At 58.0% G+C, this 18,305-nt stretch carries 15 protein-coding genes; 9 read left to right on the plus strand and 6 right to left on the minus strand.

Features of this window, described 5'->3' with window-relative positions:
* Positions 1-4: 4 nt before the first annotated feature.
* From gltB to J9777_RS11325, 4 genes are all read left to right on the plus strand, one after another.
* Entirely contained in the window at positions 5-4,657 is a 4,653-nt protein-coding gene (gene gltB / locus J9777_RS11310; protein WP_209348934.1) for a glutamate synthase large subunit, read from the plus strand.
* Positions 4,658-4,662: 5 nt separating this feature from the next.
* Positions 4,663-6,099: a glutamate synthase subunit beta gene (locus J9777_RS11315; RefSeq protein ID WP_209348935.1), complete on the plus strand. Its 1,437-nt coding sequence runs from the start codon at positions 4,663-4,665 to the stop codon at positions 6,097-6,099.
* A 124-nt stretch (positions 6,100-6,223) separates the two neighbouring features.
* Positions 6,224-7,168 carry a YeeE/YedE thiosulfate transporter family protein gene (locus tag J9777_RS11320; RefSeq protein WP_209348936.1) on the plus strand — a complete coding sequence of 315 codons (945 nt, stop codon included), beginning with the start codon at positions 6,224-6,226 and terminating at the stop codon, positions 7,166-7,168.
* A 258-nt stretch (positions 7,169-7,426) separates the two neighbouring features.
* Positions 7,427-8,728: a carbohydrate porin gene (locus tag J9777_RS11325; protein ID WP_209348937.1), complete on the plus strand. Its 1,302-nt coding sequence runs from the start codon at positions 7,427-7,429 to the stop codon at positions 8,726-8,728.
* A gap of 3 nt (positions 8,729-8,731) precedes the next feature.
* On the opposite strand, the gene J9777_RS11330 is transcribed toward J9777_RS11325, so the two are convergent.
* A complete protein-coding gene (locus J9777_RS11330) occupies positions 8,732-9,067 on the minus strand; it encodes a TraR/DksA C4-type zinc finger protein (RefSeq protein ID WP_209348938.1) in 336 nt (111 codons plus the stop codon).
* Positions 9,064-9,744 carry a uracil-DNA glycosylase gene (locus tag J9777_RS11335; RefSeq protein ID WP_209348939.1) on the minus strand — a complete coding sequence of 227 codons (681 nt, stop codon included), beginning with the start codon at positions 9,742-9,744 and terminating at the stop codon, positions 9,064-9,066. Before J9777_RS11335 ends, J9777_RS11330 begins: the two co-directional genes overlap by 4 nt.
* A gap of 78 nt (positions 9,745-9,822) precedes the next feature.
* On the opposite strand from J9777_RS11335, the gene J9777_RS11340 reads away from it, so the two are divergent.
* Genes J9777_RS11340 through J9777_RS11350 form a run of 3 tightly spaced genes read left to right on the plus strand, consistent with a single transcriptional unit; the run spans position 9,823 to position 11,687 of the window.
* Positions 9,823-10,446 carry a ribonuclease D gene (locus tag J9777_RS11340; RefSeq protein WP_209348940.1) on the plus strand — a complete coding sequence of 208 codons (624 nt, stop codon included), beginning with the start codon at positions 9,823-9,825 and terminating at the stop codon, positions 10,444-10,446.
* Between the two features lie 18 nt (positions 10,447-10,464).
* The gene (locus tag J9777_RS11345; RefSeq protein ID WP_209348941.1) at positions 10,465-11,130 is read left to right on the plus strand and encodes an LPS export ABC transporter periplasmic protein LptC; all 666 of its coding nucleotides are present in this window, start codon (positions 10,465-10,467) and stop codon (positions 11,128-11,130) included.
* On the plus strand, positions 11,130-11,687 hold the full coding sequence (locus tag J9777_RS11350; protein WP_209348942.1) for an LptA/OstA family protein: 558 nt from the start codon (positions 11,130-11,132) through the stop codon (positions 11,685-11,687). Before J9777_RS11345 ends, J9777_RS11350 begins: the two co-directional genes overlap by 1 nt.
* A gap of 14 nt (positions 11,688-11,701) precedes the next feature.
* Here the strand turns inward: J9777_RS11350 and J9777_RS11355 are convergent, their stop codons facing one another.
* From J9777_RS11355 to J9777_RS11370, 4 genes are read right to left on the minus strand one after another with little or no spacing between them, the layout of a single operon-like run.
* On the minus strand, positions 11,702-12,733 hold the full coding sequence (locus J9777_RS11355; protein ID WP_209348943.1) for a DNA polymerase III subunit delta: 1,032 nt from the start codon (positions 12,731-12,733) through the stop codon (positions 11,702-11,704).
* 38 nt (positions 12,734-12,771) lie between these two features.
* Positions 12,772-13,263, minus strand: a complete 492-nt coding sequence (lptE, locus tag J9777_RS11360) for an LPS assembly lipoprotein LptE (protein ID WP_209349545.1) — start codon at positions 13,261-13,263, stop codon at positions 12,772-12,774.
* On the minus strand, positions 13,263-15,782 hold the full coding sequence (gene leuS, locus J9777_RS11365; RefSeq protein WP_209348944.1) for a leucine--tRNA ligase: 2,520 nt from the start codon (positions 15,780-15,782) through the stop codon (positions 13,263-13,265). The genes lptE and leuS overlap by 1 nt, the downstream gene beginning before the upstream one ends.
* A gap of 33 nt (positions 15,783-15,815) precedes the next feature.
* Positions 15,816-16,232, minus strand: coding sequence for a DUF3576 domain-containing protein (locus J9777_RS11370; protein ID WP_245228787.1), 417 nt, complete (start codon positions 16,230-16,232; stop codon positions 15,816-15,818).
* Positions 16,233-16,638: 406 nt separating this feature from the next.
* Between J9777_RS11370 and J9777_RS11375 the strand changes: the two genes are divergently transcribed.
* Both J9777_RS11375 and phbB read left to right on the plus strand, forming a co-directional pair.
* Positions 16,639-17,406, plus strand: coding sequence for a hypothetical protein (locus tag J9777_RS11375; protein ID WP_245228717.1), 768 nt, complete (start codon positions 16,639-16,641; stop codon positions 17,404-17,406).
* Between the two features lie 147 nt (positions 17,407-17,553).
* Positions 17,554-18,276, plus strand: coding sequence for an acetoacetyl-CoA reductase (gene phbB, locus J9777_RS11380; protein ID WP_209348946.1), 723 nt, complete (start codon positions 17,554-17,556; stop codon positions 18,274-18,276).
* Positions 18,277-18,305 lie beyond the last annotated feature (29 nt).

The following is an 18,305-nucleotide window of genomic DNA, read 5'->3' on the forward strand; positions in this document are numbered from 1 at the left end:
ATGAATGGGATACCCTGCGCCAGAGGGGCTGTACGACCCGCGTAACGAACATGACGCCTGCGGCGTCGGCATGGTCGCGCATATCAAAGGCAAGAAATCCCACTCGATCGTTTCCCAATCGCTCGAAATTCTCAATAATATCGACCACCGCGGCGCGGTTGGCGCGGACCCGTTACTGGGTGATGGCGCTGGCATTCTACTACAAATTCCCGATCCGATCTTCCGCAAATGGGCTGACAGTACAAGCAAGATGCTGCCGCAGCCGGGCGATTATGCGGTGGCAATGTGCTTTATGCCGCAAGACGAAGCGGCGCGTGCCTTTGTCACCGAGCAGCTCGAGAAATTCGTCACTAAAGAAGGCCAGGCCGTTATCGGATGGCGCGATGTGCCGACTACGCTCGACGGTTTGGGCGACGCGGTTGTCGAAACTATGCCAGTCATGCAGCAATGCATAATAGCACGCGGCGAGAACTGCGCCGATCAGGATGCATTCGAGCGGAAGCTAATCGTGATCCGCAAGCAAACGCTCAATCCGCTGGCAAAACATGCCGAGAAGCATGGCCTGCCTGACCTTACAAAGACGTACATCCCAAGTTTCTCGAGCCGTACCATTGTGTACAAAGGACTACTTCTTGCCAACCAAGTTGGTTCGTTTTACGATGATCTGCGAGACGAAGATTGCGTCTCGGCGCTGGGTTTGGTGCACCAACGCTTCTCGACCAACACTTTCCCAAGCTGGCGCCTTGCACACCCTTACCGTCTGATTGCGCATAATGGTGAGATCAACACCGTTCGCGGCAATGTGAACTGGATGAATGCCCGCCGCCGGACGATGGAGAGCGAGCTTCTCGGTTCGGATCTCGACAAAATGTGGCCGCTGATCCCGCATGGCCAATCGGATACCGCGTGCCTCGACAACGCGCTCGAACTGCTATTGGCGGGCGGATATAGCCTCGCCCATGCAATGATGATGTTGATGCCCGAGGCATGGGGCAAAAATGCGTTGATGGACCCGGCACGGCGCGCATTTTACGAATATCATGCAGCATTAATGGAGCCATGGGATGGTCCCGCTGCAGTCGCATTTACCGATGGCCGCCAGATCGGCGCAACGCTGGATCGCAACGGCCTGCGTCCCGCGCGCTTCTGCGTTACCAAAGATGATATTGTCTGCCTTGCATCCGAAAGCGGTGTTCTGCCCTTTGCCGAAGAAGACATCACTCGCAAATGGCGCCTGCAACCGGGCCGGATGCTATTGATCGATCTCGAAGAAGGCCGAATCATCGAGGACGAGGAACTTAAGGCCGGCCTCTCCGAAGCGGAGCCCTACGCCAAATGGCTCGATCAGGCGCAATATAAGCTCGAGGATCTGACCGTAGTCGATCCCGAATTTGCCGAGCTGCCGCAGGACGAGAATCAGGACACGCCCACGCTGCTCCAGGCGCAGCAGGCGTTCGGTTATACGCAGGAAGACATCACCAAATTCCTCGAGCCAATGGCGCGCGATGGCGGCGATCCGATAGGTTCAATGGGAACCGATACGCCGCTGGCAGTCCTCTCCAACAAGAGCCGCCTGCTCTACGATTACTTCAAGCAAAACTTCGCGCAGGTGACCAATCCACCGATTGACCCGATCCGCGAAGAGCTGGTGATGAGCCTGCTATCGATGGTCGGCCCTCGCCCTAACCTGCTGGGCCGGGATGCCGGTTTGCACAAGCGCCTAGAAGTGTCTCAGCCGATCCTGACCAACGAAGATCTGGCCAAAATCCGATCGGTCGAATCTGCTCTGGACGGTGCGTTTCGTACCGAGACGATTGACATCACCTGGGACGCAGCGACAGGTGCAGAAGGCCTCGCGCTCGCGCTTAAAGAGATGTGCTGGGCTGCAACCGAGGCAGTGCTGCAAGATCATAACATCTTGGTCCTGTCCGATCGCGCACAAGGGCCAGACCGCGTGCCCATGCCTGCATTGCTGGCGACCGCCGCTGTCCACCATCACCTTGTTCGCCAAGGTTTGCGGATGCAGACCGGTCTTGTGGTCGAAACCGGCGAAGCGCGCGAAGTGCATCATTACTGTGTTCTCGCAGGCTATGGCGCGGAAGCGATCAATCCATATCTTGCTTTCGAAACACTTGAGCGTCTGCGCGCCGATCGTTTGCCTGATCTGGAGCCCGCCGAAGTCGAAGCCAACTACATCAATGCGGTTGGCAAAGGCATTCTCAAGGTCATGTCCAAAATGGGCATCTCGACCTACCAATCTTATTGCGGCGCGCAGATTTTTGACGCGGTCGGCCTCAGTTCCGATCTGATAGATGGTTATTTCAAAGGCACAGCGACAACTATTGAGGGCATTGGCCTTCAGGAAGTGGCGGAGGAATCTGTCCGCCGCCACGCAGTCGCTTACGGCGATAACCCGCTCTACAAAGGCATGCTCGATGTCGGCGGAATCTACCAATACCGCCTGCGCGGCGAAGATCATGCTTGGACACCCGGCAATGTCGCCAATCTGCAGCATGCGGTGCGCGGCAACGATCCAAAAAATTACGAAGAATTTGCCAAATCGGTTAATGAGCAGTCCGAGCGCTTGCTAACCATTCGCGGATTGATGGAACTCAAATCTGCTGAGCAACCTATCGATATTTCCGAGGTAGAACCGGCTTCTTACATCGTGAAACGCTTCTCTACCGGTGCGATGAGCTATGGCTCAATCAGCCGTGAAGCGCATACTACCCTCGCCCTTGCCATGAACCGTATAGGTGGGCGCTCCAACACCGGTGAAGGTGGCGAAGAAGTTGACCGCTTCACACCGATGGAAAATGGCGATTCGATGCGCAGCCGAATCAAACAGGTCGCATCGGGCCGCTTCGGCGTGACGACCGAATATCTGGTCAATTCGGACGACATCCAGATCAAGATGGCGCAGGGTGCCAAGCCTGGCGAGGGCGGGCAATTGCCTGGTCACAAGGTCAACAAAGTGATCGGCGCGGTTCGCCATGCAACACCCGGCGTTGGCCTGATTTCACCGCCGCCGCACCACGATATCTACTCCATTGAAGACCTCGCACAGCTGATCCACGATCTCAAAAACGTGCAGCCAGAGGCGCGCATTTCGGTCAAGTTGGTATCCGAAGTCGGGGTTGGTACCGTCGCCGCAGGCGTATCAAAGTCGAAAGCCGATCACCTGACCATCTCGGGCTATGAAGGCGGTACGGGCGCGAGCCCGCTTACCTCCCTAACCCACGCAGGTAGTCCGTGGGAAATTGGCCTTGCTGAAACGCAGCAAACACTGCTGCTCAACGATCTACGCAGCCGGATCGCGGTGCAAGTCGATGGCGGGCTACGGACCGGGCGTGATGTCGCGATTGGCGCATTGCTCGGCGCGGATGAGTTTGGGTTTGCCACCGCGCCACTGATCGCCGCAGGTTGCATCATGATGCGCAAATGCCACCTCAATACTTGCCCGGTCGGGGTTGCAACGCAGGATCCTGTTCTGCGCAAGCGCTTCACTGGCACGCCCGAGCATGTGATCAATTACTTCTTCTTCGTCGCCGAAGAGCTGCGCCAGATCATGGCCGATATGGGCTTCCGCACGGTCGAGGAAATGGTCGGCCGTGTCGACCGGATTGATACCAAGCGCGTCAATCGCCACTGGAAGGCTGACGGCGTAAATCTCGGCAAATTGCTCCATCAAGTCGAAATCGACGACGACAAAGAGTTCTTCCACACCGAAACTCAGGATCACGGCCTAGCCAATGCGCTCGACAATGAGCTGATCGCCAAATGCCAACCGGCGATCCAGAATGGTGAAGCGGTCCAGTTCGATATGGATATCCGCAACGTCAACCGGACGGCGGGCACTATGTTATCGGGCGAGATTGCCAAGGCGCATGGCCATGCGGGCCTCGCACCCGATATGATACGCATCAATTTTACCGGCGTCGCAGGGCAGAGCTTTGCTGCCTGGCTCGCGCACGGCGTCACGCTCAAGCTGACCGGCGATGCCAATGACTATGTTGGCAAGGGCCTGTCGGGCGGACGCATCATTGTCTGCCAGCCGGAAGGCGTCGATCGCGACCCCAGCCAGAACATCATTGTCGGCAACACCGTGCTTTACGGCGCAATTGCCGGCGAAGCTTTCTTCGAGGGCGTCGCTGGCGAACGTTTTGCGGTTCGCAACTCGGGCGCAATCGCTGTGGTCGAGGGCGCCGGCGATCACTGCTGCGAATATATGACCGGCGGCGCAGTCGTGGTGCTTGGCCGCACAGGGCGCAACTTTGCGGCCGGCATGAGCGGCGGTGTTGCCTATGTGTACGATCCCAAAGGCACTTTCGATCAGCGCTGCAATCTGGCGCAAGTCGACCTGCTGCCAATCTCCGCAGAACCCGATGCTGAAGAAGGCACAGGGCGTCCGAAGCAGCGCGGCACCAGCGTCAATGATTTCGGCGTGGGCGACATGCTGCGCCATGATGCAGAGCGACTGAAAATCCTGATCGAGCGGCACAAGCTGCATACCGGCTCTGCCCGGGCGGCACGCATGCTCGATGATTGGGACAACACACTTTCGAAATTCGTCAAAGTTATGCCGCGCGATTATGCCCGCGCGCTCCGCCAGTTAGAGGCCGAGCGTGAAGAGGCCGCGACGGTGGCAGCAGAGTAAAGAACATGGGCAAAGACACAGGTTTTCTCGAACTCGACCGGCGCGACCGTGACTATATCGATCCGTCAGAGCGGGTGCAGAACTACAAGGAATTTGTGGTTCAACCCGAAGAGTCCGAGCTGAAAAGCCAGGCCTCGCGCTGCATGGATTGCGGCATCCCGTACTGTCACAATGGCTGCCCTGTAAACAACATCATCCCCGATTGGAATCATCTGGTTTACGAGGGCGACTGGAAGAACGCGCTGGAGGTTTTGCACTCCACCAACAACTTCCCGGAATTCACCGGCCGCGTCTGCCCCGCTCCGTGCGAGGCAAGCTGCACACTGAATATTATCGACCAGCCGGTAACGATCAAAAGCATAGAATGCGCCATTGTAGATCGCGGATGGCAAGAAGGCTGGATCAAGCCGCAAATCGCCGAAAAACAAACCGGGAAAGCTGTTGCGGTTATCGGATCAGGTGCCGCTGGCCTTGCCTGCGCACAGCAATTGGCGCGTGCCGGCCATGCCGTAACCGTGTTTGAAAAGAGCGACCGGATCGGCGGATTGCTGCGGTACGGCATTCCCGACTTCAAGATGGAAAAGCACCTTATCAATCGCCGCGGCGTGCAGATGGAAGCCGAAGGTGTGACTTTCAAAACCTCTGCCGAAGTCGGCGTGGAGATCAGCTTCAAGGCTCTGCAAGAGAACTTTGATGCAGTGGTCCTGTCAGGCGGCGCTGAAGAACCGCGGATGCTCGATATTCCGGGTGCAGAATTGCCCGGCGTACGCGCCGCTATGGAATTCCTAACGCAGCAAAATAAACGCAATGCTGGTGACGATGAAGTGCGTGCGGCTCCGCGCGGCACGCTGACCGCAACCGACAAGCATGTGATCGTAATAGGCGGAGGTGACACTGGGTCTGACTGCGTTGGTACCTCGAACCGCCAAGGCGCGAAAAGCGTGACACAGCTCGAGATCATGCCGCAGCCTCCCGAAAAGGAAGACAAAGCCCTGACTTGGCCCGATTGGCCAATGAAGATGCGCACGTCATCCAGCCATGAGGAGGGCGCAGCGCGCGACTGGTCGGTGCTGGCTAAACGCGTCATTGAAGAAGATGGCGAGGTCGCTGGCCTCGAATGCGTGCGGATCGAGTGGAAAGACCGCGAAATGGTGGAAGTCGAAGGCACCGAGTTCACTTTGCCTGCAGATTTGATCCTGCTCGCCATGGGCTTCACCGGCCCCCGCCGCCGAGGCTTGCTCGACCGCGCGGGCGTGGATCTGGACGGACGCGGCAATGTTGCCGCCGACACCAATGACTATGCAACAAGCGAGAAGAATGTGTTCGCATGCGGCGATATGCGGCGGGGGCAATCACTCATCGTGTGGGCCATCCGCGAGGGCCGTCAATGCGCGCGCGCCGTCGATGAAGCGTTGATGGGATCGAGCGAACTTCCACGCTAACAGGGCTGCTCGGCGGGGCTAACCTTTGGACATTTGCGGCGTAGATGCATAGCGTCTGCATGCAAATGAGCTGGAAACACGCATCGAACCGATAGACATCATCTCATCACTGCTTGCGATCGCGATGGCCTTTACCATCGGGTTCTGCATCCGCCGCGGCAGCATCTGCTTGGTTGATGCGACGTACCAATGGGTAATTGCGAGACAATCTCTACGGGTGCGCGCATTTGCCGTGGCCGCTGCGGCATCGGGCGTAGTGCTTCTGCCGCTCGCCTGGCTGTTGCCCGATATCGAAGTTCTGTCCCCTAATGCCCCCGTCACGCTGACGTTGCTCGCAGCCGGTGTTGTGTTCGGGCTCGGCGCGCGAGTGAATGGCGGTTGCGCCTTCGGCACGCTCAACCGGCTGAGCGGCGGGGAGCTTAATTTTTCCGGCACCATCATTGGAGCGATTTGTGCGGCGTTGGCGATCAAGGACTTTACCGGCTTACAGCCTTCCATGGATGGGCAAACCAATTCGATATTGGCCAGTCCGTTGCCTTGGGGGCTGGTCGCCCTTGGTCTATTTGCAATCTTCGCGCAGCCCGCGCTGCGACGCCGGCATTTGCAGAATCTCAAGAGCATTTTCACGCGCAACGACGCGTTGCTACGCCCCTTTACTGCGATGCTGGTAATCGGAGTACTCGGCGGATTGCTGTTTGCACTGGCAGGCAGTTGGACCCATCTCGCAGTCATCGGGAGAGAAAGCGCAGCACTGGCTGAGAATGGCCAAAGTTCGTCCAGCATCAAAGCAATTGCCGGAGCGTTTGCACTCGTTGGTGGCGCCCTTTTCGCCGCGCTCAGATCCGGGCGATTTGCGGTGCAAGCGCCCTGCCTAAGACAATGGGCGCGATGCTTTGTCGGTGGAGGTATGATGGGGGCATCCGCAGCGATTATTCCCGGCGGCAACGGCGCTTTACTGATTTATACGATGCCGTCAGGCGCCGCGAATGGCTGGGCAGCCTTTGCCATGATGCTGCTCGCGCTGGCCATATCCTTCTTGCCGATGCGCCGGACCAGTAGAGCTGCATGATGCTGTGAGACTCCGCGACCGTTGTCATAAGTGTGACACAACATGGCTCAATGTCGCGTTTCTTACATAGAACTGGTTTTCTTGTATAAATCCGGCGTATAGCGATATTGAAGTACAGAATACGTAACGTCAGGGCGTGCGTTACGTGAACCAATGGGACGAGGGTTTCAGCGGCACTTTACCGCCGATATCCGCATAGATTTTGAGTGTATGATCAGAAGCGCCGTTTCATATTATGCAGCCAATAAGCGCGCTCCGATGCGCGGCTTGGTAATGCTCGGCGCGGTAAGCCTGTGTTTTGCCGGATTGCCTGTCTACGCGCAGGATAGACCGGACACCGTCATCCTCAAAGCGCGGGATAGCGCGACCGGCACAATCAGGGTGACGGATCAACCCCTAGAAGCAGCCGATAGCGATGCGGAATTGCCGCAAGGCCCAGCCCCTGAAACGCCTGCAAAGAAGCCACCCAAACCAATCACTACCAAACTGATATGGTCGCAATTCGCGGACGTTCCCGTATCGGGCGATGCGCAGAGCACGCTCCGCTATGGCGGCAAAGTCGATGCCTATGTCGACGTCAAAGGCAGCCTGTTCGGATTGGACGACAGCATCTCGCTGCATTTTCACCCTGAATTCAAATATGGCGAAAGCAGCAATGGCGCGATCGGGCTGATCCCGGAGAATACGCAGCTGTTCTATCCCGGCGAGGGCGATGTCTTCGACCTTTCGGTTAATGTCACTAAGCGTTGGAAAAGCGGGACCACGTTGACGGTAGGTAAAGTCAATATTCTCGATCTGGCTGCGCGTATCCCGATTCAGGGCGGCGGCGGGCATGAGGGCTTTCAGAACCTCGCAACAGCATTGCCGCCTAGCGCGATTGTGCCAGGGTCGATCACCGGCGCAGTGCTCAATGTGCCGACGGAAAAAGTGCTCTACCGCTTGCTCGTTTTTGATCCCGAGCTGCAATCGCGGCGCAGCGGTCTGGAAGATCCCTTCTCCAAAGGCATCGGAATGCTGGCTTCGGTTACTTTCCCGGTCAAAATTGGCGGCAAGCGTGGTTATTACGCGCTGAAGCTCGCAGCCTCATCACGTAGCGAATTGGCAACCGAAGCACTTCCTGCCGCGCTAATTCCTGCACCGGGCTCCAATTTCGGCAACCGCAAAGGTGAAGTGGCGGGCGTATTTGCGTTCCAGCAATTCCTGGCTGAGGACGCAGCCAATCCAGGCAACGGGATCGGTATTTTCGGGCAAGTCTATGTCTCAAACGGTAACCCGACATTTCTCGATGCCAGCGGCTTTATCGGGATCGGCGGCAATCCGAAGGCGCGCCCGCAGGACCGCTTCGGCCTCACCTATTTCCGCTATTCGCTGGCGAACGGACTGGTCGATGCGCTGAACAATCGCCTAGCCTTACAAGACGAGGAAGGTGTCGAGGCATTCTACACATTCGGTCTGTCGAAGAATTTGCGCGTCACCGCCAATATCCAAGCGGTCGACTCGGCAGTGACGGTCCGCGATTTTGGCGTGACAGCCGGGATGCGAGTGACGGCGCGCTTCTGAAGTCTACGCTGCTTTCCCAGCACAGCCGATGCATTGGCTAACGGACGGATCGTTCTCCAAACGCGCGGCAGCAATCTCCTCACCACAAGTCAGGCAATAGCCCCATTCGCCCTCATCGACGCGTTTGAGTGCTGCTTTGATCCGACCCTTTTCGGCTTCGCGCCGTTTTGCGGAAGCGAGCGCCATCGCCTGCTGCTGCATCGCATCCATCCGGCTGAGCCGGCCGACGCTGTCTTGCTGTAGCGTAACCGGCCCGCGCGATTCTGCGCTAATCCGGTCCTCTTCCTCCAATTGAGCAAGGCGCGATTGGAGGGCAGCAAGAGCTTCTTCCTCAGTCACCAATCAATCGCTCCGCGGCCATTGGTTTCCAGAAAGGCATTGGCCTGACTGAAGGGTTTCGAGCCAAAGAACCCGCGATAGGCAGAGAGCGGGCTGGGATGGACGCTTTTGAGCACCAGATGGCGATCTGACTCAGCAAGCGCAGGAATGCGCGCGGCTTTGCCCTGCGCATGGCTGCCCCAAAGAATGAATACGCTCGGCTCGTCGCGCTCGGCGACGGCAGACACGACCGCATCGGTGATGGCGCTCCAACCCATTTTTGCGTGGCTGCCCGCTTTGTGCGCCTCGACCGTCAGCGAATTGTTGAGCAGGAGCACGCCTTGCCGTGCCCAATGCTCCAGATTGCCGTGGCCAGGCGGCGTGACGCCGAGATCATCGGCAAGTTCCTTGTAAATATTGTCCAGCGACGGCGGCACTTTCACACCTTCAGGGACCGAGAAGGATAGGCCATGCGCCTGCCCCGGGCCATGGTAAGGATCCTGCCCGAGGATTACGACTTTGACTTGGTCGAGCGGCGTCAGTTCGAGCGCGCGGAGCCTTTGCCCGCGCGGCGGGAAGATCGGCTTACCCGCGGCTTCCTCTGCCTTGAGAAACCCGCCCAGCTTACGCGCTTCAGACGTGGCCAGCACCGGCTCCAAAACGGGCTGCCAGCTTTCGGGAATGCTCTCACTCGCCATTTGGGCAGTCTACTGCTTGCGATGCATCCCCGCCAGCAAGCTCTTCCCCTTAATCCCCAATCGGCCTAAAGGAAGCCCATGGCAGTATATTTCCACGAAGAAGACCTCCCCGAAGGCGTGCTCGCACCCGGCCCCGTAGCCGTTGATACCGAAACGATGGGCCTTATCACCGCGCGTGACCGGCTGTGTGTCGTTCAGATCAGCGATGGTCAGGGGGACGAGCATCTGGTGCGTTTCAAAGTCGGCAGCGACTATGACGCCCCCAATCTGAAAGCGGTTCTGGCCGATCCGGAGCGGCTCAAACTCTATCACTTTGCACGGTTCGATCTCGCGGCAATCGAGTACTATCTCGGCGTCGAAGCAAGCCCCGTATTCTGCACCAAGATCGCCAGCAAAATGACCCGGACTTATACCGACCGGCACGGCCTCAAAAATCTGGTGGTCGAATTGCTTGGCGGCGAAATCTCCAAAGCGCAGCAAAGTTCTGACTGGGGCGCGCCCGAAATCAACGAAGCGCAGCGCGATTATGCCGCGTCTGACGTGCGTTTCCTTCACCGCCTGCACGAAGTGATGGTTGAGCGTTTGGCGCGCGAGGGCCGCACCGAGATGGCGCAAGCGTGTTTTGACTTCCTACCGACGCGTGCACGGCTCGACATGGCTGGCTGGGCCGATCACGACATCTTCAGCCACGCGTCAGCATAGTAAGGCTATTACCACACGATGGGCACCCAAAGGCGGATCGAAACGGCAGAAGCGAAGGAGCTGCGCAGCGCGCGGCAACATTTTGCTGTGCCCGGTGGTTCGCATGACAAGCTAGTCGGGTTTCTCGCCAAAGTCCTGCCAATGGGTGTCGGCGTCCTCGCCGCCTTGATGATTATCACACCTTTGTCGCCGCGCGGCGAAGTCAGTTTCCTGCTCGACCGCAACAAGGTCGCGATGATCGATGAGCGTCTGCGGGTCGAAAATGCACTCTATCGCGGGAAAGATGATGAAGGCCGCCCATTCTCGCTTACCGCGGGAGAAGCCGTACAGAAATCGGACAGCGAGGGCATCGTCCGGATGAACGATTTGGTCGCGCGGCTGTTGCTGCCAGAAGGCCCAGCGCGCGTCAGCGCAGCGGCCGGAAGCTATGCAATAGACGAACGCCAGGTCGATGTTCCTGACGAGATCAAAGTCATCGCTGCTGATGGTTATCGCCTGACCGCAAGCGGAGTCGGACTCGATCTTCAAACGAAGAAACTCGCCGGCTCAGGCGGTGTATCAGGCGCGGTACCGGCTGGCACATTCTCCGCCGACCGACTCGAAGTCGACCTGTCAGAGCGCGTTGTCGCTCTTGACGGAAATGCCAAGCTCCACATGGTGCCTGGCAAGCTTAGGATACCCTGATGAAAACCACACTTCGCAACTCTGCCAAATCCGCGCTGATCGGCTTCACCCTAACAGCCGCAGCGCTCGGCGGCATGCAATTGCATGCACAGGCCATCGCCGCGCATAATTCCAACGCGCCGGTTGATTTCGATGCGGGACGGATCGAGTTGCAGGACAAGCAAAACCGCGTTGCTTTATCGGGCAACGTGGTCGTACGGCAGGCCGGCTTGACCGTTCGTTCCAACCGGATGCTGGTCAATTATAGCGATGCTGGAACACTCCAAATCCAACGCCTGACGGCAACTGGCGGCGTGCAGGTCACGCGCGGTAACGAAGCGGCGAGCGGCGATGTCGCGGTCTATGATTTCAATCGCCGGATTATAACCATGGCGGGCAATGTCAGCATACGCCGGGGCGGTGACACGCTGAGCGGCGGACGCCTCGTGATTGATTTGCGGAGCGGTGTCTCGAGTGTCGATGGCCGCGCGAGCGGTTCGTCTTCAGTAACCGGCGAAACGACAACTGACAGCAATACAGGCCGCGTATCGGGCACCTTCTCGGTCCCGGAAAACTGACCCCAAAACTGGTGCTAACGGCGCGGTGCCGCCGCGCGGGCGATCTCGGTCAGACCTTGCGATAGCAGCAATTCCGCGGACTGGTTGTTCGACAACAGCGATCGATGCATTTCGAGCAGTTTGCTGAGTAGTCTGTCCAGTTTCTTCCCGCGCCAGCGTCTAAGCTGGACAGCCAGATCGCGTTCATCCTTCCAGAAAATCCGGCGTGCGCGTTTTTCCGACTGTATCACGCCACTAATATCGCCGCGCGGCCCGATCTTTGCTGATAGGCTGGCCAATTGTGCGGCACGCCTCTCAAACGCCAGCAACAAGCCAACCGGATTAATCGCCAATTCGCGCACCCGCACCAGTTCAGCCTGTAGCTTCTTGGTTTCGCCCGAAAGCACGGCATTAACCACCGGCATAAAACCGTCATCCTCGGTCTTCGCGCCAATTGCGTCCAGCACCGCAACATCGACATTGCGCGGCGATTCGGGTGAGGCATCGAGATAAAGCGCAATCTTCTCAATCTCGGACTGCGCCAGCCGCACATCCAGACCGGCACCGCGGGCGATCCGTTCGGCAATATCGCCATTGAGCTGCAAGCCCGCCGTATCACCCATCGCCCGCACCGAACTGCTGACCGAGCGCACATCGGGCGGCCAAAACATCGCGACCAAAGCATCATCGCGTTTTTCAAGCAGCTTGGCGGTGCGCGATTTATCCGTCGCCGACGTCGCAACAATCAGCACCGGACACGCATCGCCCGTACCAAGTAGCAGATTACCAACCGCATCCAGCGCTTCATCGCCGCTGGCACGCACCATGATGTGCTTGGTGTCGCCGAAGAGCGATTCTGAGCGTGCCTCATCACCGAGCAGGATCGGATCCTTGCGCAGCGTAACGCCCGCCATTTCCAGACGCTCACCGGGATCGTCCAGCATGGACACAATTTTGAGCGCAGCGGCGCTGGCGCCAGCCTCATCGGGACCACAAAAATAGAAGACCGAGCACTCCTTCGCGGCGCGTTGCGCTACTGATCCGAAGTCTTTTTGGGTGGCCTTCATCGTGCTCGCTTCATTGGGCTGGCTTCATTGGCGCACGCTCAAGATTGCGCGCGCAACGTCAAAGCAACCTGCGTTACGATCCGGTCGGCAACTTCACGGGAGAGGTTTTCCAGCGCAGTTTGCTCGGCTGCGATAGTTGCATATTCGCTGGAAACCACGTCGATACCGGCGTCGGAACCCGCAGTGGCGTCGAGCAAAATATTGCCGTCAGCCAGATCGACCAATTGATAACGCGCGCGCAGGATACGGCGCTCGCGGCCAATCGTATCATCACCCAATACGCCAAGGCCCTCGAGCCGGTCATCAAGCCGGATTTCGAGGCGGTATTTCGTGGCGCCATCTTGCACGATACCGAGCCGGTCGCGTAGCGCATTGCGCACCAACCAGCCCGCTTGGCCTGCAATGGGTGCGACCTCGACTGAGCCAAGCCCTTGCGCAACGGCGCCCTGACTGCCGCCAGCATACATCGGCTGCAATCCGCCGCAGGCGGATAGTGGAAGCACCAAAGCCAAGGCTAGGGCGGCCCGCATCATGTGACGATATTGACCAATCTGTCAGGCACTACGATCACTTTGCGAACCTCCGCTCCATCAAGCAAACGCTGGACCTTCTCGCTCGCCAGTGCAAGCGCTTCCATCTCATCTTTGGGCAACCCTTTGGCGACTGTTAGCGTATCGCGCAGCTTGCCTTTGTGCTGGATGGCGATGGTCACTTCATCATCGACTAGCAGTGCCTCGTCGACTTCGGGCCACGTAGCTTCAGCGATTAGACCTTCGCCACCCAGCTGTTCCCAAGCCTCTTCAGCGAGGTGTGGCATCATCGGCGATGCGAGCAACAGGATTGTGCGAATTGCTTCGTTGCGCGTTGTGGATGGCTTGGCTTTCTCGGTCGCGCCGGTGAGTTCGTAGAGACGCGCCACGGCTTTGTTGAAAGACAAGGCTTCGATATCGTCAGCGACCGCCGCGATGGTTTGATGGGTTTTGCGAGCAAGCGCTTTGTCATCACCCGATGCGCCTGCATCAAACTGACCGAACAAACGCCACAGCCGGTGCACGAAGCGCGAGCAGCCTTCGATGCCCGCTTCGGACCACGGAAGGTCGCGCTCTGGCGGACTGTCGGACAACATAAACCAGCGCACCGCATCAGCGCCATACGTCTCGATAATGTCATCAGGATCGACGACATTCTTCTTCGACTTCGACATTTTGATGACCCGGCCGATGTCGACCGGCTTGCCATCCAATTTCAGAACCGCACTCTCGCCGCCGCGCTCTACTTCGCTCGGAGTAAAGTAAACCTCGCGACCACTGTCTTGGCGCGAATAGGTCTCATGCGTGACCATCCCCTGCGTGAACAGGCTCGCGAACGGCTCGCCAAAGTCGATCTGACCCATATGTTTGAGCGCGCGTGTCCAGAAGCGGGCATAGAGCAAGTGCAGAATCGCATGCTCGATCCCGCCAATATATTGCTCGACCGGAAGCCATTTGGCGACTTCCTCCGCATCAAACGGCTTGTCTCCAGGCTGGCTCGCAAAGCGCAGGAAATACCATGAGCTATTAGTGAAAGTGTCGAGCGTATCGGTCTCACGCAACGCAGGCTTACCACTGATCGGGCAAGTCGTGTGTTTCCATGTCGGATGCCGATCGAGTGGATTGCCGGGTTCTTCGAAATCGATATCCTCGGGCAGCTCTAGCGGCAGTTGATCTTTGGGTACGGGCACTGGCCCATGATCCGGACTGTAAATGATCGGGATTGGCGTGCCCCAATAACGCTGGCGCGAAACCCCCCAATCGCGCAGCCGCCAGACGGTTTTGCCTTCACCGCAGCCTTGAGACTCCAGCTTGCTGATGATCGCTGCCTTGGCCTCATCAACCGTCATGCCATCATAGCTTTGCGAGTTGACGAGTACGCCGTCTCCGGATTCAGCCTCGGTCAACGGCGAATCCGCATCAGCCGGATCGCTGGCGATAACGCGCGCAATCGGCAGTTGATATTTCTTGGCGAAATCAAAGTCGCGCTGATCGTGGCCGGGAACGCCCATCACCGCGCCAGTGCCGTAGTCCATCAGCACGAAATTCGCGACATAGACCGGCAATTGAACATTGGGGTCGAGCGGGTGCTGGGCGGCAATACCAGTATCGAAACCAAGCTTCTCGGCCGTTTCCAGTTCCGCAGCCGTGGTCCCGCCTGCCTTGCATTTCTCGATAAATGCCTGCGCGTCCGAATTATCCACCGCTACGCCCTGCGCGATCGGATGATCCGCAGCGACGGCGACAAAGCTTGCTCCGAAAATCGTGTCAGGACGGGTCGAATAGACTTCGACCTTTTGGCCGTCTGACAGCTCAAACGCGAACTGCAAACCTTGCGATTTGCCAATCCAGTTTTCCTGCATCAACCGGACTTTGTCGGGCCAATCTTTCAGCTCGCCCAAACCGTCCAGCAAATCATCCGCAAAATCGGTGATCTTGAGGAACCACTGGTTGAGCTTGCGCTTCTCGACCTCTGCGCCGCTGCGCCAGCCCTTGCCGTCGATCACCTGCTCGTTAGCGAGCACAGTATTGTCGACCGGGTCCCAATTGACCTCGCTTTCTTTGCGGTAGACGAGGCCCGCGTTGAACATGTCGATAAACAGTGCTTGCTCATGCCCGTAATATTCGGGATCGCAGGTGGCGAATTCACGGTTCCAGTCGAGCGCAAAGCCGATGCGCTTCAACTGCGCTTTCATGTTAGCGATATTGTCGCGCGTCCAGCCGCCCGGATGAACGCCTTTCTCCATCGCCGCGTTTTCCGCTGGCATTCCGAAGGCGTCCCAGCCCATCGGATGGAGCACCTCGTGCCCGCGCATCTTCTTATAGCGCGCCAGCACGTCGCCCATCGTGTAATTGCGGACGTGGCCGATATGGATGCGCCCGCTGGGATAGGGGAACATCTCCAACACATAGCTTTTCGGTTTGTCGCTATTGCTGTCAGCTTCGAAACAGCGCGCTTCGTCCCATGCGCGTTGCCAGCGCCCGTCCGCTATTGACGGATCGAAACGGTTCTCGGTCATAGAATTCCCGTCCGGCTCATCAGAGCCGCATGTTTAGCTTTTGAAAGACTTCCGGCGAAGATCGCGGGCCTTGGTCAGGATGATATCTTCCAGCTTCTGCACAGTGGCAGCTTGAACCGGAGCATCGACCCAGCCGCCGCCTTGCGCAACTTGACGGCTCGCCGCGACGCGCAAAGCGTCAGCGCGCAGATCTTGATCCAGAATGGTCACAGTAACTTTCACACGCTCGCCGGGGTTCGTCGGGTTCGCGTACCAGTCGGTCACGATCACGCCACCCGCACTATCGGCTTGTAGTAGTGGAGCGAAAGCAACAGTATCGAGCGCCGCGCGCCATAGGTAGGAATTGACGCCAATCGTGGTCAGTTGTGACGCGGCCAAATCGGCAGATGGGCGCTCACGCCCCCCTCCGCATGCGGCAAGGCTACCAAGCGCAGCTGTCACGAGCAGCATGCGTGAAAAACGGGAAGCGAAGATTGTGTGTGCGCTCATGGTGATTTCACATTGTCCTATTAACGGCGTTAGGGCCTCTATAACCCGCCAACACGGCGCGGCAAGGCATAGCAGGCAATTTCACCGCATGAGCCTCAACGCGCAAAAGGATCGGAAGTGACCCCGCTGGCGGCGGCACAAAGCCGACTCGGGCGTGAATAGCGGCTTAATCCGCGATAATTTTGTGGGACTCCTGCAACACTGCTCCACAACATCGCGGCGGCACTGTGGAAAAGCTGGTCATTTCGCAGGGCAAATGTAACTTAGTGCTGATCTGATTCGTATGTATTGTGAGTTTGATGCGCGAGAGTCAGCAAATGTTCAGGCCAATTGGGGTCTGATGCAGAGAGGAAAACGGGCGAGATTAATGGCAAAGCCAGCTAACATGGCAGGGATTGGCAAGATCGGCATGGCGCTTGGCGCTGCTGCTGCTGTCGCTCTCGCTGTGCCCAGCGCTGGTCTGGCCCTTGGTGACACCGAAGTGGCAAGTGCCAACTCGGGTAAAGCCGAATTCGCACTCTTCACCCCGTCTACTGTTGATCCAAAACTGGCTCGCCGCGTTGCTGAAAGCATCCGCGCCAAAGGCCTTGATCTGCGTTTCACTCCTGCAGGGACTGCTGCAATCCGCGACAAGACCGTAACAGTCGCCGTACGCGTTGATGATCAGACCGCACGGGTTATCTCAGTACGCTCCGCCGCGAAAATCGCGCAGTCCAAAGCTGGACCGCGCAGCGTTGCGATTGCCCCGACACGCTACAATCTTGGCATTGCGCGCGGTTATCAGACATTCGCCAAGGCGCCGAAGCTTGCTGCGGAAATGCCAGCCGGTGTTCGATCGATCGAAATGCCCGATCTGGCTGATTACAAGCCGATCGAAAGCACTGCACCAGACAAGCCAAGCCGCTTCAAGCCGCGTATCGCGCTTGAGAATAACGGCAATCTTGGCCGCGCACCGCGTACTCTTGAAGGCCAAGGCGAACAAATGGTTGATCTTGGCGGTGCATATCGCGTGACTAAGAATCTGGATGTGACCGCAGGTGTCCGTCTGTCGCAAGACCGCGACCGGATTGCTCCGCTGACTGACAATGTTCAGGACAACCAAGCTGTCTATGTCGGAACCCAGTTCCGCTTCTAAGCGCTTCAAGAATTCGATTTCACAAGGCTGCTCGACCCTGCTTTGGCAGGGTTTTTTGTTGTGTTGGCCGCAGGCTCACCTATTGCATGACGCTACGGCACAGGCGGATGTCGCCAGTAGCAATGCAGCGATAAAGAGGTGAGTGAAATGACACGTGTGGCAATCGTAACCGGCGGCACCCGCGGCATCGGCAGAGCAATCTGCGAGAATTTGCGCGATAGCGGCTTCACCGTGGTAGCCAATTATGGCGGCAATGACCAGAAGGCACAGCAATTTACCGCGGAAACCGGCATCAAGGCGTACAAATGGGATGTCGGCGACCACGAGGCCTCACTCGCGGGATGCGCGCAAGTCGCAGACGATCTCGGGCCGATAGATGCGGTGGTCAACAATGCTGGTATCACGCGCGATGGTACGCTGCATAAGATGAGCTATGATGACTGGCACGAAGTGATGCGCGTCAATCTGGGCGGGTGTTTCAACATGGCCAAAGCCTGCTTCCCCGGCATGCGCGAGCGCAAATGGGGCAGGGTCGTCAATATCGGCTCGATCAACGGTCAGGCGGGGCAGTATGGTCAGGTAAACTATGCCGCTGCCAAATCGGGTATCCACGGCTTCACCAAAGCGCTGGCGCAAGAAGGCGCGAAATTCGGCGTGACTGTAAACGCCATCGCACCTGGTTATATCGACACAGATATGGTCGCCGCTGTGCCCGAACCGGTCCTCGAAAAGATCGTCGCCAAGATTCCCGTCGGACGCCTCGGCCAAGCCAGTGAGATCGCGCGCGCGGTTGGCTTCTTCTGCTCGGAAGAAGCCGGCTTCGTCACCGGCTCAACCATGAGCGTCAATGGCGGACAGCATATGTATTAATGATGCTGAGGGCGCTTTCTTTTGCGCCC

The sequence above is a fragment of the Pontixanthobacter sp. CEM42 genome, assembly GCF_017812015.1.
Lineage (GTDB): Bacteria > Pseudomonadota > Alphaproteobacteria > Sphingomonadales > Sphingomonadaceae > Pontixanthobacter.